The organism is Cryobacterium frigoriphilum (assembly GCF_004403305.1).
Classification (GTDB): domain Bacteria; phylum Actinomycetota; class Actinomycetes; order Actinomycetales; family Microbacteriaceae; genus Cryobacterium; species Cryobacterium frigoriphilum.
Genome location: NZ_SOHE01000041.1, coordinates 107,232 through 127,688, shown reverse-complemented (window position 1 = coordinate 127,688; position 20,457 = coordinate 107,232). Strand labels below are relative to the sequence as shown.

Here is a 20,457-nt window from a genome sequence, read left to right as displayed (position 1 = left end):
CCAGGTAGTGACCGGATCGAGACCGAATTCTCAGCGAACCGGGAGTTCTGTGTAGTGCTTGAGGCCCGGCTACGGGCACCTTTTGTCTAAGATGGATGGCGACCCGACCACTTAGAGCAAGAGGCCAATTCGTGACTTCATCTTCCGCCAGCGCTCCTCCCCGGAGCCGAGCCCCGCTCGCCATCACGGCAGCGATCATCGCCGGGCTGGTGATCTTGTTCTTTATCTTCGCCGGACTGTATACCGATGTGCTGTGGTTCGACCAACTCGGGTTCGTCAACGTTTTGACCACCCAGTGGATTGCCAGCGCGGTGTTGTTCGTCATTGGTTTCATCGCGATGTCCGTGCCGGTCTGGGTGAGCATCCAGCTCGCGTACCGCATGCGCCCCGTCTACGCCAAGCTGAATTCACAGCTCGACCGCTACCAGCAGGTCATCGAGCCGCTGCGCCGTCTGGCCATGTACGGCATCCCCGCGCTCCTCGGCCTCTTCGCCGGAGTCGCCGCTGCCACGCGCTGGCAGCCGATTCTGATGTGGCTCAACCGCACGCCCGTCGGCCAGACCGACCCGCAGTTCGGCTTCGACATTGCCTTCTACCTCTTCGACCTGCCGTTCTATCAGGCCGTGCTGGGCTTCGCATCCGCCGTCGTGCTCATCGCAGCGCTCGTCGCGGTGGCCACGAGCTACCTCTACGGTTCGATCCGCTTGAGCGGCCGTGAGGTTCTCATCAGCAAGGCAGCCCGAGTACAGATCGCCGTCACCGCGAGCCTCTACCTGTTTCTGCAGGCCATCAGCATCTGGTTCGACCAGTACTCGACGCTGACCGCTCAGGGCGACCTGATCACCGGTGCCGCATACACCGAGGTCAACGCGACCATCCCCGGCCGGGCAATCCTGGCCGGCATCGCCGCCCTCGTCGCCGTGCTCTTCATCGTCACCGCGATCATCGGTCGCTGGCGCCTGCCGGTCATCGGCACCGCGCTGCTGATCATTAGCAGCCTGCTGATTGGCTCCCTCTACCCCTGGGTCGTGCAGCGCTTCCAGGTCGACCCGAGCGCCCGGTCGCTTGAGTCGCCGTATATCGAGCGCAATATCGACCTCACCCGTGATGCCTATGGCCTCGCCGATGTCGACGAGATTCCGTACAACGCCGTCACCACCGCCGAGCCCGGAGCCCTGCGCGAAGACGCCGAGACGACCGCCAACATCCGTATTCTCGACCCGGCTCTGGTCAGCGACTCCTTCGGTCAACTCGAACAGTTCCGTCAGTACTACCAGTTCCCCGCCAACCTCGACGTTGACCGCTACGAGATCGACGGCAAGACGCAGGACACCGTGGTTGCCGTGCGTGACCTCGACCTTGACGGCCTCAACGACGGCAACACCTGGGTCAACTCGAAGACCATCTACACCCACGGCTACGGCGTCGTTGCTGCCTACGGCAACCAGCGCTCGGCCGACGGCCAGCCCGTGTTCCTCGAGTCGGGCATCCCGACCACCGGTGAGCTCGGCAAGTTCGAACCGCGCATCTACTTCGGTGAGACCTCGCCCGAGTACTCCATCGTCGGTGCCCCTGAGGGCTCAGACCCGATCGAGCTGGACTACCCGTCCGGCGAAGAGGGAGCCGGCCAGACCTACACGACCTTCGACGGCGACGGCGGCCCGGCTCTCGACAACGCCTTCAAGAAGCTCATCTACGCGCTCAAGTTCCAGTCGGAGCAGATCTTCCTGGCCGACTCCGTGAATGACGAGTCGCAGGTGCTGTACGACCGCGACCCCGTCACGCGCGTGCAGAAGGTTGCGCCGTACCTCACGCTCGACTCCGACGCCTATCCCTCCGTCGTTGACGGTCGGGTCAAGTGGATCGTCGACGGCTACACGACCTCGGCGAGCTACCCGTACTCGACGCCGGTCAGCCTGAGCGACGCCATCGCCGACACCGAAACCCCGGCGCAGCCCTTCGCGCTCGACAGCGTGAACTACATGCGCAACTCGGTGAAGGCCACCGTCGACGCGTACAGCGGCGAGGTCACCCTCTACGCCTGGGACGACGAAGAGCCGCTGCTGCAGACTTGGCAGAAGATCTTCCCCTCCACGGTCAAGCCGATGAGTGACATGACCGGCGACCTGATGAGCCACGTGCGGTACCCGGCCGATCTCTTCAAGGTTCAGCGCGCGATTCTCGGCCAGTACCACGTCACCGAGCCCGGCTCGTTCTACTCGCAGGACGACGCCTGGACCTCGCCCAACGACCCGGCGTCGCCGGCCGCGAACCCGACACTGCAGCCGCCGTACTACCTGACGATGCAGATGCCCGACCAGGACGAGCCGTCGTACTCGCTCTACTCCACCTTCCAGCCGAACGCTTCGGGAGAGGGCAGCCGAAACGTTCTCACCGGCTACCTGTCGGTGAACGCGGATGCGGGATCCGTCGACGGTGAACGCGATGACGACTACGGAACGCTGCGACTGCTCACCCTGCCCAAGGACGGCACCGTTCCCGGCCCCGGCCAGGTACAGAACCAGTTCAACGGTGACCCGACGGTCTCCACCGAGCTCAACCTGCTGCGACAGGGATCGTCCACGGTGCTCAACGGCAACCTCCTGACGCTCCCGGTCGGTGGCGGATTGCTCTACGTGCAGCCGGTCTACGTGCAGTCCACGGGTGACACCAGCTACCCGCTGCTGCAGAAGGTGCTCGTGGCCTTCGGAGACCAGATCGCCTTCGAGGACACCCTCGACTCCGCTCTCGACGTGCTCTTCGGCGGCGACTCCGGAGCCGCGGCCGGTGACACCGAGGTGCCCGTGACCGAGGACGACATCTCGACCACGAGCCCGACCGATGAGACGGCAACGGACGGCGCCACCGACGGGGCCACCTCGACCGGTGACCCGGCGACGGATGCCGAACTCAAGGCTCTGCTCGAGGTCGCCAACACGGCGCTCGCCGAAAAGCAGGCCGCGCTGAGCTCCGGTGACTTCGCCGCGTTCGGTGTCGCTGACGCGAAACTCACCGAGACGATCGCGAGCATGCTCGCCCTGCTCGGCGAGTAGAACCTCAACAGGTAGCTGGGTCGTGCCCCGCCGAACCGGCGGTGGTACGACCCGGTCACCGGGGTGTGCTAACCTAAATCTTGTAGCGCGGGGTGGAGCAGTTCGGTAGCTCGCTGGGCTCATAACCCAGAGGTCGTAGGTTCAAATCCTGCCCCCGCAACCAAGATAGATGCAGTAGAAAAGTCCCGGTCTCGAAAGAGATCGGGACTTTTCTGTTGCCACCGGCGGGTGGTCAGCGGCCCTCGAATCAGGGGGTATAGTTAGTTCAGTAGCGCGGGGTGGAGCAGTTCGGTAGCTCGCTGGGCTCATAACCCAGAGGTCGCAGGTTCAAATCCTGTCCCCGCAACGAGAAACACCAGAAACACCAGAAACACCAGAAAGGCCCGGAACCAGTGGTTCCGGGCCTTTCGTGTGCGTGCTTTGGTGCGCGATGCCGTTCAGGTCTGAAGGCGACGGACCTGAATCACCGAGTCACGCAGGCTGAGTGCGGCCTGCTGCAATTGCGCCGCAGTCGTTGACGTCGACAGCGTGAAGCGCACGGCTGTGTGGGCCTCATCGGCGCTCACCCCGAGGGCCGTGAGCACGTGTGAGGGGTCCGAGCTTCCGGCGGCGCAGGCGGAGCCGCTGGAGCACACGACGCCGCGGGACTCCAGTTCGAGCAGCACGGCCTCTCCGCTCGTTCCGGGAAAGACGAACGAGGCAGATCCGGCCAGCCGGTGGGTGGCATGCCCGGTGAGTCGCGCGCCGGCGGTGTCGCGCAGTACGGCCTCGATGAAGTCGTCGCGCAGTCGGGCGACGGATGCCGCGGCCGCCGGTCGTTCCGCTTCGGCCAGTCGCAGGGCCGTCGCGAAGGCCACCGCGCCGGCGACGTTCTCGGTGCCGCTGCGTTTGCCGCGTTCCTGCCCGCCGCCGTGCAGGAGCGGTTCGATTGGCAGGCGGCCACGCAGGTAGAGCGCCCCGGTACCCGGAGGTGCGCCCAGCTTGTGACCGGACAGGCTCAGGGCATCAACCGCGAGAGCAGCCACGTCGAGGGGCAACCAGCCGGCGGCCTGCACGGCGTCGCTGTGCAGGGGAACCCGCGCTGCCCGGGTCAGGGCGCTCAGTGCGGCGATGTTTTGCACGGTGCCGACCTCGTTGTTGGCATACTGCACCGAGACGAGGGTGGTGTCGGGGCGCAGTGCACAACGCAGCTCGTCGGGATCGACCCGGCCCGTGGCATCCGTCGACAGCAGGGTGACCTCAAAACCGTGCAGCCGGTGCAGATAGTCACAGGACTCGAGCACCGCCTCGTGCTCGAGGGGCGTCGTGATGAGGTGCCGCCCGCGGGGAGCGCCGAGCGCAAGCCCCTTGATGGCAAGGTTGTCGGCCTCTGTGCCGCCGCCGGTGAAGATGATGTCACCGATGCGACAGCCGAGCAGCTGCGCCACCGTCTGCCTGGCCTCGAGCAGCGCGGCGGCGGCGGCTTCGCCCACGTGGTGGTGGCTCGACGGGTTGCCGTAGCGGGTCGTGAGAAAGGGCCACATGGCGGCGAGCACCTCCGGCCGCACGGGGGTCGTGGCCGCGTGGTCGAGGTAGATCACACGCGCACGTGCACGTCGAGGCCGAGGTCGAGCGCATGCACGCTGTGCGTCAGCGCGCCGACCGAGATGATGTCGACGCCGCAGGCGGCAATCGAACCCACTGTCTCGAGCGAGACCCCGCCGCTGGCCTCGACGAGGGCGCGGCCGGCGACGAGCGCGACGCCGGTCACGAGATCCGCGGTCGAGAAATTGTCGAGCATGATCGTGTCGATGCCGGCCGCGAGCACCTCCTCGATCTGGTCGATGCGGTCCACCTCGACCTCCAGGTGGGTGGTGTGTGAGAGCGTCGCTCGCACCGCGAGCAGCGCGTTGGTGAGACCCAGCCCGCTCTGGGCGAGTACGGCGAGGTGGTTGTCCTTGGCCATGACGGTGTCGGACAGGCTGAAGCGGTGATTGTGACCGCCGCCGTCGCGCACGGCCTGGCGCTCGAAGGCCCGCAATCCCGGGGTCGTCTTGCGCGTATCAACGATGCGGGCGGCGGTGCCGGCCACCTCTGCAACGTAGCGAGCCGTGAGCGTGGCGATTCCGCTCATGCGCTGCACGAAGTTCAGGCCGATGCGTTCGGCCTGCAACACGCCGCGGGCGGGGCCGTCAACCGTGGCGAGCACGTCGCCGCGCCCGAACGGCTCGCCGTCGGCAAGGCTCAGCGTGACGCTGATGCGGGGATCGATCAGACGAAACGCCGCGGCGAACACAGCGCCTCCACTGAACACGCCGGGCTCTCGTGCCACCAGACGGGCCGAAGCCAGCGCGTCGACCGGGATCAGCACCTCAGAGGTGAGGTCGCCCCACGGTGCGTCTTCGTCGAGGGCGGCGCGCACCACGGTGTCGATCGTGCGTTCGGTCAGCATGCAATGGCCTCCTGGGCCTCGGAATCGACATCGTCGGGACGGAGCGGGTGTGGTGTTGCGGCGGCGATCGTCCACGCCGACGACACGGCGAGTTCCGCTCTCGGGTCGGGAAAGTCTGCCCGGTGGTGGGCGCCGCGGGATTCCTGGCGTTCGAGTGCGGCCGCGACCGTGATGCGTGCCAGGTCGAGCAGGTTGCGGTCCTCGTGTTCGGCGACGGTGCGGGGCGCTGCGGCGGCGCTCCACCCGGCGAGGGTCTGCACGGCTGTGGCGAGACCGGCACCGGACCGGTGCACGCCGGCCGACTGCCACATGAGGTCTTGCAGCGCCCCGCGCAGGCCCGGCGTCGCCGCGCTCGCCGATGGCGCTGTCGATGGCGCTGTCGGTGGCGCCGTCGGCGTCGGAACCAGGGTGGCCGTCGTGCCGGCGGTTCTGCCCGGCTCCGAGGCCAGCGCTCGCACGGCCCGGTCGGCGAAGACCGCGGCTTCGAGCAGCGAGTTGGAGGCGAGCCGGTTGGCGCCGTGCGCGCCGGTGCGGGCGACCTCGCCCACGGCGTACAGGCCGGGCAGGGTGCTGCGCCCCCAGATGTCGGTGACGATGCCGCCCATCCAGTAGTGCGCGGCCGGGGCCACCGGAATGGGCTGCCGGGCCCAGTCCAGCCCGGCCGCGCGGCAGGCGGCGGTGATCGTGGGAAAGCGGCGCTCGAGCAGCTCGCGCCCCAGAGCGGTCGCGTCGAGCACCACCGGCTCGCCGCTCTGCGCGGCCATCTGCCGTGCGATGCCGCGGGCCACGACGTCGCGCGGGGCGAGCTCGGCGTCGGGGTGTTCGGTGATCATGAATCGGTCTCCGGCGCGGGTGAGCAGCACGGCGCCCTCACCGCGCACGGCCTCCGACACGAGGGGAGTGCCGGGAACGGCCAGTGCGGTGGGGTGAAACTGGTAGAACTCGAGATCGGCGACGGATGCTCCGGCTCGCCACGCCGCGGCGAGGCCGTCACCGGTCGCCACGGCCGGGTTCGTGGTGTGCCGATAGAGCATGCCGCCGCCGCCGGTGGCGAGAACCACGACATCCGCTGCGAGGGTGCCGGGCTTGCCGCCCTGCACGATTCGCACGCCGGTGACCCGCCCGTCGGTCACCGCGAGATCGGTGAGCATGGTGTGCTCCAGAATCTGCAGTCGGGCGTTCGGCTGGGCGGCGCGCTGCCTGGCCGTGGCGACGAGGGCATTTTCGACGACGGCACCGGTCGCGTCACCGCCGGCGTGCACGACCCGCGAGCGGGAGTGTGCGGCCTCGAGGCCCCGTGACACTCCCGACTCGTCCCGATCGAAGTCGACGCCGAACCGAATCAGGTCGCGCACCCGAGCCGGTCCCTCGGAACAGAGGATGCGCACCGCGGCCGGGGAACAGAGCCCGGAACCGGCCCGCAGGGTATCGCGGATGTGCGTGCGCACGGAATCGTCGGGAAACAGCGCGGCCGCGATTCCGCCCTGCGCGTAGCGCGTGTTGCTCTCGGGCAGGGCGGCCTTGGTGACGAGAACGACGTGGTGGCCGGCATCCGTCGCCCGGACCGCGGCGACCAGGCCCGCGAGGCCGCTGCCGATCACGAGCACCGACAGCGTGGTCATGCCGGCACCGGCGGGCGGGCCGCGAGCATGCGCTCCAGGGCGACCCTGGCGTGGTCGGCGACGTCGGCGGCGACGACGATGCGGTTGAGGGCCTCCGGCGGGTTCTCGTCGTCGCCGACCAGCCCGTCGAGTACCCAGGCCAGGTAACCGGCGTGGATGCGATACATCGTCGAGCACGGGCAGACGACCGGGTCGAGGCAGAAGATGGTGTGCTCGGGGTGCGCCGCGGCGAGGCGCTGCACGAGGTTGATCTCGGTGCCGATCGCGAAGGTCGAGCCGGCCGGGGCCGCGCTGATCGCCTTGCCGATGTAGTCCGTCGATCCGTTCTCGTCGGCGGCGTCCACGACCTCCATCGGGCATTCCGGGTGCACGATCACGCGCACGCCGGGGTGTTCGGCCCTGGCGGCCGTGATCTGGTCGACCGTGAAGCGGCGGTGCACGCTGCAGAATCCGTGCCACAGGATGACGCGGGCGTCGGTCAGCTGCTCGTCGCTGTTGCCGCCGAGGGGGCGGCGCGGGTTCCACATCGGCATCTGAGCGAGCGGTACCCCCATCGCCTTGGCGGTGTTGCGGCCGAGGTGCTGGTCGGGAAAGAACAGCACCCGCTGCCCGCGCTCGAAGGCCCATTCCAGTACCGTCTGCGCGTTGGACGAGGTGCAGACGATGCCGCCGTGTTCACCGCAGAAGCCCTTGAGCGCGGCCGAGGAATTCATGTAGGTGACCGGGATCACGGGAACCCGGCCGGAGGCATCCGGCTCGGTGCCGTAGAGGTCTTCCAGCTGTTCCCAGCACTCCGTCACGGAGTCGAGGTCGGCCATGTCCGCCATTGAGCAGCCGGCAGCGAGGTTGGGCAGAATGACGACCTGATCGGCACCCGAGAGCAGATCGGCGGTCTCGGCCATGAAGTGCACCCCGCAGAAGACGATCGCCTCGGCGTCGGGGCGACTCGTGGTGGCCTGGGCCAGCTGAAAGGAGTCACCGATGAAATCGGCGTGACGCAGTACCTCCTCGCGCTGGTAGAAGTGCCCCAGAATAACCACCCGTTCGCCCAGAACGGCCTTGGCCGAGCGGATGCGCTCAGCCAGCTCGTCGGCGCTGGCCGTGCGATAGCGCGCCGGCAGCTCGCCCTGCCGGGGCGACCCGGTCGGAATTACGTCGCCCATCGACGAACCCGGGCCGTAGCCCGGGGCTTCGGCGTCGAACTCCCAGGGATTGCGCGCAAGATCGGGGCTGCAGGTGCTGCCGGCGGTAGGTCTTCCCTCGGCGCTGGCGGTGCTGATCAGGGCAATGGTGCGATCAACGGATGCGATCGTCATGGGCGTGCTCCTCGTGGCGGCTGGGCTGGATGGTGGGTTGGATGGTGGGCTGGAAGGGCGGCTGGATGGTGTGCCGGACGGCGGGTTGGCTGGGTTCCGGATGTTCGGTGCCGGCACTGTAGCGGTACAGGCGGGGTGGTCTGTGGCGGGCCCCCGCGACCCGTTCGCCCGTGTCGATGAGCGTGCCTGAGGTCTCCATCGAACGCCGAAAATTGGCCGGGTCGAGCGGCCGCAACAGCACGGCCTCGTGCACCTCGCGCAACTGCGCGAGTGTGAAAGTCGTCCCCAGGAAGGCCTGCGCGATCCGGGAGTATTCCATCTTCGTGCGCAGTCGCCACAGGGCGTATTCGACGATGCGGTTGTGGTCGAAGGCCAGCGGCGGCAGCCGATCGGCAGCGAACCACTGCACGTTGTCGTCGACGGTGGCACGATCGGCCTCGGTCGACTGCACGAGAGCCCAGTAGACGATCGACACGACGCGGTCACCGGGGGAGCGGTCGAGGTCGCCAAAGGTGAAGAGCTGCTCGAGAAACTTCGGGGCGAGCCCGGTCGTCTCGTGCAGCGTGCGGGAGGCCGCGACGGCCAGTTCTTCCTCGGCCGAGAGCCAGCCGCCGGGCAGCGCCCACAGCCCCAGGAACGGATCGCGGGTGCGGCGTACAAGCGGCACCCAGAGCAATTGGTTGCCGGGCAGCTGAGTGCCGGGCAGCGCAGTGTCGGGCAGCGCAGTGTCGGGCAGCTGAGTGCCGATCATGGTCGCACCGGTATCGCCGCGGGGGCGCAGCGCAAAGATCACCGTCGACACGGCCAGCGTGTTCACTCGGGGACTTGTCATCGCAGCTTCATGAAGGGTGGCTTCCATCAGGTAAAGGTCATTCCATCAGGTAAAGGTCACGGGGACTCTAACTGTTGAAGCCATCATATAGGTCCGGTGAGGGACCCGGCCACCCTCATGGCAGGTGGCCGGACGAGTTGGTTCAGACTGAGTTTGTTCAGACTGAGTTTGTTCAGACTGAGTTTGTTCAGACTGAGTTTGTTCAGACTGAGTTTGTTCAGACTGAGGCGGTCCAGGCCTGGTCGGGGCTAGCCGCGGCCGGGACTCGCCGCGGCCCGCGCGACGGTCGAGCGTGTGGCGCCCATGCCGGTGAGCCCCCAGAGCGTGACCCGGCCCATCGCCTCGGCCACGATGCGGCCGCTCATCTTCGACGAGCCGAGCGTTCGTTCGACGAAGGTGATCGGAACCTCGACGACCAGCAGACGGGCCTGCACCGCGTGCAACAGCATGTCGATTTGAAAGCAATAGCCCAAACTGTCGATGTTGGACAGTTGCATGCGCTCCAGGGCATATTTCGTGTACACGCGGTAGCCGCCCGTCACATCGCGCTGCCGCAGGCGCAGAATCACCCGCGAGTAGATCGATCCGCCCTGCGAGAGCGCGCGCCGGTGCCACGGCCAATTCTTCACCTGTCCGCCGGGCACCCACCGGGATCCCATGACGACGTCCGCCGAATTCGCGGCCGCGAGCAGGTCGGGCAGCTGCTCGGGCAGGTGCGAGCCGTCGGCGTCAAGCTGCACGAGCCGGTCGTAACCGCGGGAGAGGCCCCAACCGAACGCCTCCAGATACGCCGCACCCAGCCCGGCCTTCGCCCGGCGATGCAGAACGTGCACCTGCGTGTCCCCGACGGCCAGGGCGTCGGCCAGCACGCCCGTGCCATCCGGGCTGGCGTCGTCGACGACGAGAATATCGGCCTGCGGAACGCTCGCCCGCACTCGCGCCACAATCGGCCCGATGTTGTCGCGCTCGTTATAGGTGGGAATAATGACCAGAGTGTTGGGCATTCGGCTACCTCAGGATTTCGTCGGACGGGCTACAGAACGACGCTAGGGCACCCAGATGAACGTTGGGCGCCGGTTCGGCCGGTTGCGCCTGAAAAACAGGCACGAGTATGCCCGCAAGCGTGCGCGCCGACAGGTTGTGCGGGGGCCGCCGATCCAGGGCAGCCACCCGTCCCACGGCTAGGCTGGCGCCATGAACGAGTTCCCGAGCACCGCGGTGGCCGTCGCCCAGTTTCGACCGACGGCGAACGAGCAGCACAACCTGGCGGCCATGACCGCCCTCGCGCGAACCGCGGCCGCGCGGGGCGCTCAGTTGATCGTGTTTCCCGAATACGCCGCCTTCTTCGAGCCGGTTCTCGGCCCGACCTGGCTGGCCGCGGCGCAACCGCTCGACGGACCATTCGTCACGGCGCTCGCCGACCTCGCGGCCGAACTGGGCGTGTATGTCGTGGCCGGAATGGTGGAAACGACAGCCGATCCTGGCCGGTTCAGTAACACCCTGATCGCGGTGGATCCCGGTAGACAGCTCGTCGCCAGCTACCGCAAGCTGCACCTCTACGACGCTTTCGGCGAACGCGAATCCGACTGGGTGCTGCCGGGCCCGATCGAGGCGCCGCAGACCTTTCGGGTTGGCGACCTGACCGTTGGAATGCAGACCTGTTACGACATCCGCTTTCCCGAAGTCACCCGCCGACTCGTTGACGCTGGCGCCGACCTGGTGCTCGTGCCGGCGGAATGGGTGCGGGGGCCCCTGAAGGAGCACCACTGGCGCACGCTGCTGACCGCCCGGGCGCTGGAAAACACCGTCTACGTCGCGGCCGCCGATCATGCCCCGCCGATCGGCGTCGGAAACAGCCTGGTGCTCGACCCCATGGGGGTCGAACTGGTCACGATCGGGGAGACCACCGACGTCGCGGTCGCCTGGCTGTCGGCGGAGCGGCTGCGCGCGGTGCGTGCCCGGAACCCTGCGCTTCACCTGCGTCGTTTTCGAGTCGTGGAGCGCTAGCTTTCGGTGGCCTTCGTGGCGCGGGTGGTGGCGGCCGGCCGAATGCTGAACGCCACTTCGGAACGGGCGGCCGGGTCGCGCTCGACCATGGAACTCTCCTCGCCGGTCACGACGAGGCCCTGTGAGCTGTTGGCCGACCGGGTCAGTTGAGCCAGCCACTGCGGATTGATGATCGGAGCCCGACCACCGGCGAACTTGAAATACAGGGGAATGGCGGGATGCAGCCACGCCGAACTGCGGCCGTCGCCGACCACCGCCGCATCGCGCCAGGAGAGCAGAAAGCTCTCGCCGCGGCGCAACTTTTGAATGATGACGACCTGAAGGTGGGCCAGAATTCGGTCGTCGAATTCGACCACAACTCGGTCGTAGGTGAGAGAACCCATGGTGTGTCACTTTCGATCGGTCGCGCGAGGTGCAGGGGCCGGCGAAAGCGGTGCTTTCCACAGTGCAAGTGAACCGACTGCGTAAGAGAACCGACTGTGCAAATGAACCGGAGCTTTACTCACTGTGCTGCTCTACTCACTCTGCTCCTTTTGCGCGGCCGCCACAAGAGACGTGCCAAGCATTGGGGGTCAACCCTCATGAGCGTTCAGGGCTGTCAGCACCGTGAACGGTCGCTCGATGTGCGCAAAGTGTCCCGCGCCGGCCATGATCACGGTCTCGAAGTTCGCGATGACGCCCCGCAGCCGCTCGGCATCGCTCGCGGCGATGAACACGTCGGAGTCGCCGGTGACCGAACGCACCGGGCACACGATCCGCGACCATCGCTCGGCAGCGTCATATCCCCCGGCCTGAGCGGATGCGACGGTGAAGCCGACGGGGCGAACCTCTGAAGCGAGAGCGGCGATGACGGTCGCATCCATTCGGGCGGCCCGATCGAAGAGGGGAGAGACGAGCAGGCGCAGCAGGGACAGTCGGGCGACACCGGCGATGAGCGCTTCTCCGACCCGGCCGAGCCCGGCGAGCAGGCGCATCATCATCAGGAGGGCCGTGTACGCGGGCAGGGCCGCACCTCGCGTGACCGGGTGACGCACGCTGTCGATGACCGAAAAGGTCGTGGGGGAGATGAGGGCAACGCTCACGGTGGATTCCGGTTCCGAGGCGGCGAGCTGCAGGGCAACGAACCCGCCCATCGAATGCCCGAGCACGACCCAGCGGCGGTAGCCGAGGGCGCGCGCGACCTCGGCGACCGTGGCCGCGAGCGCCTCCACCGTGCGGTCGGCCGGGTCGGCGGCGAGCGCGCTCTCGCCCCAGCCGGGCAGATCCGCAACGATGAGGTCCGTCAGCGGCAGGGTGGCGGCATCCGTCTCGGCGTGGCGCTGCGAAGCGGGGGTGCCGGAGGCAGCCGCCGCGAGCAGCGGTGTCCACGTCGTCCAGGATCCGGCGGCTCCGTGCAGCAGGATGGTGGCCGTGTCGCCCAGGGTTCGGCGGCCGTGGCGCACCACGACCACGCCGTGCGCGAGGCGCATGGTGCTCGTCGTGAGGCCGAACTGCCGCGGATCGGTGCTGATCGGAAACGGACAGTAGCCGGCGCCGATTGCTTCCGTGCTGAGCATGCCGGTGCCGAGAGGATCGGCGGCACGCCGCCCCTCCGGTGCCCGCGACGCATCGATGCGCGTGGCCCGGGTCATCGTGGTGCTCATGTAACAGGTTCGTCGCGGACGCCCCGGTGGATTGGAGCGACCGACGCCGGGAACCACTTCACGGAGTGCCTGAGAAGCGGCTGATGAAATGCCTGATGAAGTACCGCGAGTGGAATACGGGCGCCCGTGCGGCCGTTGTCGACCAGTGCGCCGGGTTCGCCGTTGCGGCCCCAACTGCTTATCAACGGCCAGTGGCATAGCAACAGGCAGCGGCGTATCAACAGATGGCATGATCAACAGAATGAGTGGCTCGTGAAACTTTTCTCCCCCCTGAACCTCGGCGACATCGAATTGCCCAACCGCGTGATCATGGCCCCGCTGACCCGCACCCGCTCGGGCGCGCTCGGCATTCCCGGCCCGCTCGTCGTGGAGCACTACACCCAGCGCGCCACCCTGGGACTCATCGTCTCAGAGGGGACCTACCCGAGCCACGCCGGTCAGGGCTATGCGGGCCAGCCCGGTCTCGTGACCCCCGAGCAGCTGGCCGGCTGGAAGAGCGTCACCGACTCCGTACACGCCGCCGGCGGACGCATCTTCGCCCAGGTCATGCACGCCGGCCGGGTCAGTCACTCCGACACCAACGGCGGTTACGAGGTCGTGGCACCGAGTGCCATCGCCATCGTCGGTGACACCCGCACCAGCACGGGCAAGCAGCCCTACCCGGTGCCGCACGCCATCACGCCCGACGAACTGCCCGGCGTTCTCGCCGAGTTCGTCACGGCGTCGACGGATGCCATCGCCGCCGGCTTCGACGGAGTCGAGATTCACGGCGCCAACGGCTACCTGCTGCACGAGTTCCTGTCGCCGGCCTCTAACGTGCGAGACGACAACTACGGCGGTTCCCCCGCCAACCGTGCCCGTTTCGTGGTTGAGGTGACCACCGCGGTCGCCGCGGCGATCGGCGCCGGCAAGGTCGGCATCCGCATCTCACCGGCCCACAACATCCAGGACGCGCTCGAGACCGACGCCGCCGACGTGCTTGCCACCTACGGCGCACTCGTTGACGCCCTTGCCCCGCTCGGACTCGCCTACCTGAGCGTGCTGCACGCCGACCCGACCGGCGCGCTCGTGCAGGAGCTGCGCACCCGCTTCGACGGAACCTTCATCGTCAACAGCGGCTTCGGCGAGGTGACGAGCCGTGACGAGGCCCTGAGCATCGTGCGCGACGGCCACGCCGACGCCGTCGTCGTTGGTCGGCCCGCGATCGCCAACCCCGACCTGGTGCGCCGCTGGCGCGAGGACCTGCCGGTCAACGCTCCGAACGCGGCGACCTTCTACGGCGACGGAGCCGTCGGCTACACCGACTACCCCGCCCTGGCCTCCTAACCCTCCTCGGCACCCACGCCCCGCCCTTCTCGCGAAAGCGGGTGAATCGTCGGTCAGACCCAGTCTCACCGACGATTCACCCGCTCTCGCGGCAGGAAAACTGGCTCGGGTCGGGTCGGGTTAGGCGCTACGCGGGGGCGAGGGCGGCGAGGTTGCGGGTGGCCTGGGTGAGCACATCCGTTGTCTTGCAATAGGCGAAGCGCACGAGCGAGGCGTACTCGTGACGGTGTGCGGGGGAGCAGAACGCCGAGATCGGCACCGCAACGACACCGGCAAGGCCGGGCAGGGCTCGGCAGAAGTCGGCGCCGTGCGCGTAGCCGAGCGGCCGGGCATCCGCGACGATGAAATAGGAACCCTGCGGCACGCTGATCGTGAATCCGGCTCGGATCAGCCCCTCGGCGAGCGTGTCACGCTTGGAGCGCAGCACGTCGGCGATACCGGTGAAATAGCTGTCCGGCAGGTCGAGCCCCACCGCCATCGCGGGCTGAAAGGGAGCCCCGTTGACGTAGGTGAGAAACTGTTTGACCGCGAGAATGGCGGTCACGAGATGCGCCGGTGCGCTCAGCCAGCCGACCTTCCAGCCGGTGGTGCTGAACGTCTTGCCACCCGAGGAGATCGTAATGGTACGCTCCCACGCGCCCGGCAGCGTGCTGATCGGCACGTGTGCCGCACCGAAGGTGAGGTGCTCATACACCTCGTCCGTCACGATCAGGGCGTCGTGCCGGTGGGCCAGTTCCACAATCAGGGCACGGGTCTCGGCAGAGAAGACGGCACCGGTCGGGTTGTGCGGATCGTTGATCAGGATGAGCCGCGTCTTGTCGGTGACGGCCGCCCGCAACTCGTCGAGGTCGGGTTGAAAGTGCGGCGCCCGCAGCGGGACCGTGCGATGGATGCCGCCGCCCAGGGCTATCAGGCCACCGTAGGCATCGTAGAACGGCTCGAAGGTGACCACCTCGTCGCCGGGCTCGAGCAGCGCCAGAATTGTCGCCGCGAGCGCCTCGGTGGCGCCGGCCGTCACGAGGATCTGCCGGTCGGCATCGAGATCGAGCCCGTAGAAGCGCTTCTGGTGCCGCGCTATCGCGTCGCGCAGAACCGGCAGGCCGCGTCCCGGCGGGTACTGGTTCATGCCGTCGCGGATGGCGCGCTGCGCGGCCTCGAGTACCTCAGGCGGGCCATCCTCATCGGGGAAACCCTGGCCCAGGTTGAGCGCTCCCGTGCGCACCGCGAGGGCACTCATTTCGGCGAAGATACTGGCCGCGACGCTGCCGTCGTCGGCAAGTAGTCCGGCGCCCCTGGCCGTTCGGCGCCACGCGCCCGAAACTGTCATGCGCCAGGCCCGACGGATCTCATGAGAATCAGCATCCTTCCAACCTATGACATTCCCCGTGGCACTATGAGTGAACGAGCACTGCGCAACGTCACGGCGTCGACATTGAATGCACGGTGTCGACATTGAATGCACGGTGTCGACATTGAATGCACGGTGTCGACATTGAATGCTCCCAGTTTGCGCATACCAAACGCTCAGGTTGAGGCGCAAGGCTGGCACAGCTTGGAAGGAGCACCCCATGACTGACAGCACCAAGGAACCGGGCAACATTCCTGAACCGATCCCGACTGAGGCCAACCCCACTGAGGCCAACCAGCAGGCTGAGGCCAACCAGCAGGCTGAGGCCAACCAGCAGGCTGAGGCCAACCAGGTTGAGGCAGCCCCCGTGCAGCCGTTTCAGCCGGTTCACCCCGTAGAAGCAGCTCCGCAGCAGAACCCGCAGCAGCAGAACCCGCAGCAGCAGAACCCGCAGCCGGACCACGAGACCGGTGCGGGCGCATCCGTCGACCGCACCGCGGACACCGTGGCCTACCCGACCGCCGCACTGCCTGCCGGCGGCTCTGCGGTCGATTACCCGCGAGACGCTTTCGGCCGCCCGATCGCCGTTGCTCCCGCCGGTGCCGAGACCCTCGCTTACCCGCCGTACCTCGCGCAGCAGGGATACGCGACCGAGACCGGCCAGCCGAGCGGCCCCGGGCCGAAAGACCCCGCACGACGCAAGAACAGCGTCGCGCTGATCGCCGCGCTCGCCATTGGCGCCCTCGTCGGAGGAGTCTCCGGTGCCGGCATCTACGCGCTCGCCGACTCCGGCCGCGGCAACGGCATCGAAGTGAGCGACGCCACCGGCCCGAGCAATGTGGTCGTCAACAATACCGAGAGCGTCAACCAGATCACCGCCGTGGCAGCCAAGGCGTCGCCGAGCGTCGTGACGATCGAGGTCGCGAGCGGCCAGGAGGGCGGCACCGGTTCCGGCGTCATCCTCAGCGCCGACGGCTACGTGCTCACCAATACCCACGTGGTCACCCTCGACGGTGCCGTCTCCGACGTCGCCGTTCAGGTCAAGGCCGACGACGGCAAGCTCTACAGCGCGACCGTGGTGGGCACCGATCCGATTTCAGACCTTGCCGTGATCAAACTCGACAACGCCAGCGGACTCACCCCGATTGACTTTGCCGATTCGAGCAAGCTCAACGTCGGCGACACCGCCATCGCCATCGGTGCTCCGCTGGGCCTCTCGGGTACCGTCACCAACGGAATCGTGAGCGCCCTCAACCGCAGCATCACGGTCGCCTCCTCGGCGGCCCCCGCGACGCCCGATGAAACCGTTCCCGATGACAGCGGCCAGAGCCCCTTCGATTTCTGGAATTTCGATATTCCCAACCCTGACGGCTCCGAATCCACTCAGGCGCCCACCGCCAACAGCAGCATCTCGCTGCCGGTGATTCAGACGGATGCCGCGATCAACCCCGGCAACTCCGGCGGTGCCCTGCTCAACGGACAGGGCGAGCTGATCGGGATCAACGTGGCGATCGCCAACGCGGGCGGCAGCTCATCCACCGCCGCCGGCAGCATCGGCGTGGGCTTCTCCATTCCCTCGAACTTTGCCAAGCGCATCTCCGAGGAACTGATCAGCGACGGCGTCGCCACCCACGGCCTGCTGGGCGCAAGCGTGACGACCGCTTCGAGTGATGCGAGCAGCACGACCGTCGGCGCGCTGATCAGCGAGGTCAGCTCGGGCGGAGCAGCCGAGAAGGCCGGACTGGAGAAGGGCGACATCGTCACCAACTTCAACGGCGTACCGATCACCGATTCAAACGACCTCACCGCTCAGGTGCGGGTGCTTCCGGCGGGCGGCACCGCAGACCTCACGTATGTACGCGATGGCAAATCGGTTACCGTGTCTGTCACCGTGGGGGAGCTCGCAAGCTAAGCACCCGGCTCCACGGGCCAATCCTTCCTGGCTCCCGCCAGCTGCGCCGCCGGTCACCCCGGCGGCGCAGCTGTGTGTGCGTGCGGCCGCGGGTGTGAGCATGCGTGCGGGAGACCGACTGATAGGCTCTATCGTCCTACCCCTCAACCGGAAAGCTGGCCAGCCAGGTGCATGACCGACAGGGGAGTGACCGAACAGGGAGCGCGCCCGAGCTGCCCGGTGTGTCGTACGTCATGCCGGTGCTCAACGAGGCCAGTCACGTGCGCGACGCCGTGGCAAGTCTGCTCACCCAGGACTACGCCGGTCCCTTCGAGGTCACCCTGGCCCTCGGCCCGAGCATCGACGGCACCACCGAACTGGTCGAAGAGATGGCCGCGGTTGATTCCCGTATTCGTGTGGTGGCCAACGAGGTCGGCTCGACCCCCGCTGGCCTGAACACCGCCATCCGCGCCTCGCAGTACCCCATCATCATTCGCGTCGACGCTCACTCGGTGCTTCCTGCCGACTACGCCCGCATCGCGGTCGAGACCCTCGAGCGCACCGGAGCCGACAACGTCGGTGGCATCATGGACGCGCAGGGCGTGAGCCCCTTCGAGAAGGCCGTCGCCCGCGCCTACGGCACCCGCATCGGTCTGGGCGGTACCCCGCTGCACGTGGGGGGCCCAGAGGGTGAAGCCGAAACGGTCTACCTCGGATGTTTCAGAACCGAGAGCCTGTTTCGGGTCGGACTCTTCGACGAGAACATCAAGCGCGGCCAGGACTGGGAGCTGAACCGGCGCCTGCGTGAGACCGGTGGGTCGGTCTGGTTCACACCCCGCCTGAAGGTGCTCTACCGGCCGCGACCGAGCGTCTCCCGGCTGGCGCGTCAAATGCTCTCGACGGGGCTGTGGCGCGGCGAACTGGCCAGACGGTTTCCCGAAGCCAACGGCATCCGCTACTTCATTCCGCCCGCCATGGTGCTCGCGGTGTTCCTCGGCACGGTGGCCGGACTCGGTGGCCTCGTGCAGCTCGCGCTCGCGCACACCCCCTGGCTGCTTCTTGGGTGGGTTCCCCCACTCGGATACCTCGCAATCGTGTTGGCGGCCACGGCGTCGCGACGAGACGAATTTCGCACTGCCCTGCGGTTCCTCGTAGTCTTGCCCTGCATCCACTTCTGCTGGGGGATCGGTTTCGTGCTCGGCTACCTGACCTTCACCCGCAACATCAGCGCTCACACCGGAAGGTGACCATGACACCCGGTTCACCCGCATCCGCTCGCCCTCACTCCGACCGGCCGTCGTCCATCGCCGAGCTGCGCCGCGTGGCGCAGCCGCCCGAGGTTCGCCTGCGCGCGAACGCCGAGCACTGGACCGCCTCGCTGTACCTGCGCGACCTGTCGCCGTACGTGACCTGGATGCTGCTCAAGACCCGCATTTCGGCCAACGGCGTGACCGCGCTCATGATTCTGGTCGGCTGGTCGACCGCCGCCGCGCTGTTGATTCCGGGCATCGGGGGCGCCCTGCTGGCCCTCGTGCTGGGGCAGCTGCAGATGCTCATCGACTGCTGCGATGGCGAGGTCGCCCGGTGGCGCCGCACGTCCTCCCCGGCCGGGGTGTTTCTGGACAAGGTCGGGCATTACTCGACCGAGGCCCTGATTCCCATCGCCCTCGGCATTCGGGCCGCCGCATACCCCTTCGAAGCGCCCGCGGACTATCTCTTCACCACGCTCGGCCTGATGCTCGCGTTGATCATCGTGCTGAACAAGGCACTCAACGACATGGTGCACGTGGCCCGTGCCAACGCGGGACTGACAAAACTCGCCGACACCCATGGCGAGAAGACGCCGACCTCGAGCCTGCTGGCCAGGGCTCGCAAGTTCGCGCGGTTCCTGCCCTTTCACCGCCTGTACCACTCCGTTGAGCTGACCATGGTCATCTTCGCCGCAGCCGTCGTCGGCCTGATCTTCGGCCAGCCGATTGTCGACCGGGTCGTGCTGTTCGCCATCGTGCCTCTGGCTTTTCTGTCGCTGATCGGTCATTTCGTGGCGATTATGGCGTCGAAGCGTGTTCGTTCCTGAGACCGCACCCACGGCCCCGCCGCTGCCGACGGTCGGGGTCGTGGTGCTCACCCAGGGCACCCGTCCCCGGGACCTGGAGCGCGGCATCCGCAGCATTCTGGCGCAGCAGGGCGTGCAGCTCGACGTGGTCTGTGTGGGAAACGGATGGCAGCCCGCCGGCCTCCCGCACGGTGTGCGGGCGCTCGGCCTGGCTGAGAACCTCGGAATTCCGGCCGGCCGCAACCGGGGCGTGCCGCTCGTAGCCGGGGAGTACCTGTTCTTTCTCGACGACGATGCCAGCATTCCCGACCCCGCATTTCTGCTCAGCGCCATTAACACGCTGCGGGCGGATCCGAGCATCGGGCTGCTGCAGCCTCGGGTCACCGACCCCACCGGCATCGCGTCGCCGCGGCGCTGGATTCCGCGAATTCGCAAGGGACTCGCGACCGAGTCCGGGCCGGTGTTCTCGGTCTGGGAGGGAGCCGTGCTGCTGCCCCGCGCGGTTTTTCTGAAAACGGATGGCTGGGCCGAGCCGTTCTTCTACGCTCACGAGGGCATCGAACTGGCCTGGCGAGTCTGGGATCAGGGCCTGCGGGTCTGGTACGCGGGCGATCTCGAGGCCAATCACCCGGTCATCCAACAAACCCGGCACGCCGACTACTACCGGCTCAACGCCCGAAACCGGGTTTGGCTGGCTCGCCGCAACCTGCCGCTGCCGTTCGTTCCGCTGTACGTCGGAGCGTGGACGGCGATTCAGGCACTGCGCTGGGCACGCAACCCCACCGCCCTGCGTGCCTGGTTCGGCGGCTGGAGTGAGGGGTGGCGCAGCGATCCCGGCCCGCGGCGGCCACTCTCGATGCGCACGGTCTGGCGCATGACCCGCGCCGGACGGCTGCCGATCGTCTGAGCATCGATCGACTGGGCACCGATCG

General features: G+C 67.6%; 16 protein-coding genes and 2 tRNA genes. 9 read left to right on the top strand and 9 right to left on the bottom strand.

What is annotated here, in order from left to right; all coding sequences use genetic code 11:
* Nucleotides 1–131 precede the first annotated feature (131 nt).
* From E3T55_RS09130 to E3T55_RS09120, 3 genes are all read left to right on the top strand, one after another.
* On the top strand, nucleotides 132–3,053 hold the full coding sequence (locus tag E3T55_RS09130) for a UPF0182 family membrane protein (protein WP_174775452.1): 2,922 nt from the start codon (nucleotides 132–134) through the stop codon (nucleotides 3,051–3,053).
* An 86-nt stretch (nucleotides 3,054–3,139) separates the two neighbouring features.
* A tRNA-Met gene (locus tag E3T55_RS09125) sits at nucleotides 3,140–3,216 on the top strand.
* A 109-nt stretch (nucleotides 3,217–3,325) separates the two neighbouring features.
* Nucleotides 3,326–3,399, top strand: a tRNA-Met gene (locus E3T55_RS09120).
* 91 nt (nucleotides 3,400–3,490) lie between these two features.
* Here the strand turns inward: E3T55_RS09120 and E3T55_RS09115 are convergent.
* The 6 genes from E3T55_RS09115 to E3T55_RS09090 all read right to left on the bottom strand — a co-directional run bounded on the left by E3T55_RS09115 (nucleotide 3,491) and on the right by E3T55_RS09090 (nucleotide 10,258).
* Entirely contained in the window at nucleotides 3,491–4,633 is a 1,143-nt protein-coding gene (locus E3T55_RS09115; protein WP_134519234.1) for a cysteine desulfurase family protein, read from the bottom strand.
* The gene (nadC, locus tag E3T55_RS09110) at nucleotides 4,630–5,484 is read right to left on the bottom strand and encodes a carboxylating nicotinate-nucleotide diphosphorylase (RefSeq protein WP_134519233.1); all 855 of its coding nucleotides are present in this window, start codon (nucleotides 5,482–5,484) and stop codon (nucleotides 4,630–4,632) included. Before nadC ends, E3T55_RS09115 begins: the two co-directional genes overlap by 4 nt.
* Nucleotides 5,478–7,106 carry an L-aspartate oxidase gene (gene nadB / locus E3T55_RS09105; protein WP_134519232.1) on the bottom strand — a complete coding sequence of 543 codons (1,629 nt, stop codon included), beginning with the start codon at nucleotides 7,104–7,106 and terminating at the stop codon, nucleotides 5,478–5,480. The genes nadC and nadB overlap by 7 nt, the downstream gene beginning before the upstream one ends.
* Nucleotides 7,103–8,422 carry a quinolinate synthase NadA gene (gene nadA, locus E3T55_RS09100; protein ID WP_134519231.1) on the bottom strand — a complete coding sequence of 440 codons (1,320 nt, stop codon included), beginning with the start codon at nucleotides 8,420–8,422 and terminating at the stop codon, nucleotides 7,103–7,105. The genes nadB and nadA overlap by 4 nt, the downstream gene beginning before the upstream one ends.
* The gene (locus E3T55_RS09095) at nucleotides 8,403–9,254 is read right to left on the bottom strand and encodes an NUDIX hydrolase (protein ID WP_198418544.1); all 852 of its coding nucleotides are present in this window, start codon (nucleotides 9,252–9,254) and stop codon (nucleotides 8,403–8,405) included. Before E3T55_RS09095 ends, nadA begins: the two co-directional genes overlap by 20 nt.
* Before the next feature lie 248 nt (nucleotides 9,255–9,502).
* Nucleotides 9,503–10,258 carry a polyprenol monophosphomannose synthase gene (locus E3T55_RS09090; protein ID WP_134519230.1) on the bottom strand — a complete coding sequence of 252 codons (756 nt, stop codon included), beginning with the start codon at nucleotides 10,256–10,258 and terminating at the stop codon, nucleotides 9,503–9,505.
* A gap of 190 nt (nucleotides 10,259–10,448) precedes the next feature.
* Between E3T55_RS09090 and E3T55_RS09085 the strand changes: the two genes are divergently transcribed.
* A complete protein-coding gene (locus E3T55_RS09085; RefSeq protein ID WP_134519229.1) occupies nucleotides 10,449–11,261 on the top strand; it encodes a carbon-nitrogen hydrolase family protein in 813 nt (270 codons plus the stop codon).
* On the opposite strand, the gene E3T55_RS09080 is transcribed toward E3T55_RS09085, so the two are convergent.
* Both E3T55_RS09080 and E3T55_RS09075 read right to left on the bottom strand, forming a co-directional pair.
* A complete protein-coding gene (locus tag E3T55_RS09080; RefSeq protein WP_241992972.1) occupies nucleotides 11,258–11,644 on the bottom strand; it encodes a DUF7882 family protein in 387 nt (128 codons plus the stop codon). The genes E3T55_RS09085 and E3T55_RS09080 overlap by 4 nt on opposite strands.
* Nucleotides 11,645–11,833: 189 nt before the next feature.
* Nucleotides 11,834–12,904: an alpha/beta fold hydrolase gene (locus E3T55_RS09075; RefSeq protein WP_166791727.1), complete on the bottom strand. Its 1,071-nt coding sequence runs from the start codon at nucleotides 12,902–12,904 to the stop codon at nucleotides 11,834–11,836.
* Nucleotides 12,905–13,156: 252 nt separating this feature from the next.
* On the opposite strand from E3T55_RS09075, the gene E3T55_RS09070 reads away from it, so the two are divergent.
* The gene (locus E3T55_RS09070; RefSeq protein WP_134519227.1) at nucleotides 13,157–14,230 is read left to right on the top strand and encodes an alkene reductase; all 1,074 of its coding nucleotides are present in this window, start codon (nucleotides 13,157–13,159) and stop codon (nucleotides 14,228–14,230) included.
* A gap of 127 nt (nucleotides 14,231–14,357) precedes the next feature.
* Here E3T55_RS09070 and E3T55_RS09065 read toward each other — a convergent pair whose 3' ends face one another.
* A complete protein-coding gene (locus E3T55_RS09065) occupies nucleotides 14,358–15,557 on the bottom strand; it encodes an aminotransferase class I/II-fold pyridoxal phosphate-dependent enzyme (RefSeq protein WP_134519226.1) in 1,200 nt (399 codons plus the stop codon).
* Nucleotides 15,558–15,798: 241 nt separating this feature from the next.
* Between E3T55_RS09065 and E3T55_RS09060 the strand changes: the two genes are divergently transcribed.
* From E3T55_RS09060 to E3T55_RS09045, 4 genes are all read left to right on the top strand, one after another.
* Nucleotides 15,799–17,490: a S1C family serine protease gene (locus tag E3T55_RS09060; protein ID WP_134519225.1), complete on the top strand. Its 1,692-nt coding sequence runs from the start codon at nucleotides 15,799–15,801 to the stop codon at nucleotides 17,488–17,490.
* A gap of 221 nt (nucleotides 17,491–17,711) precedes the next feature.
* Complete coding sequence (locus E3T55_RS09055; RefSeq protein WP_420897991.1) at nucleotides 17,712–18,716, top strand: glycosyltransferase family 2 protein; 1,005 nt, start codon at nucleotides 17,712–17,714, stop codon at nucleotides 18,714–18,716.
* Between the two features lie 2 nt (nucleotides 18,717–18,718).
* A complete protein-coding gene (locus E3T55_RS09050) occupies nucleotides 18,719–19,546 on the top strand; it encodes a CDP-alcohol phosphatidyltransferase family protein (protein WP_134519224.1) in 828 nt (275 codons plus the stop codon).
* Nucleotides 19,533–20,432, top strand: coding sequence for a glycosyltransferase family 2 protein (locus E3T55_RS09045; RefSeq protein ID WP_241992971.1), 900 nt, complete (start codon nucleotides 19,533–19,535; stop codon nucleotides 20,430–20,432). The genes E3T55_RS09050 and E3T55_RS09045 overlap by 14 nt, the downstream gene beginning before the upstream one ends.
* The last annotated feature ends 25 nt before the right edge of the window (nucleotides 20,433–20,457 follow it).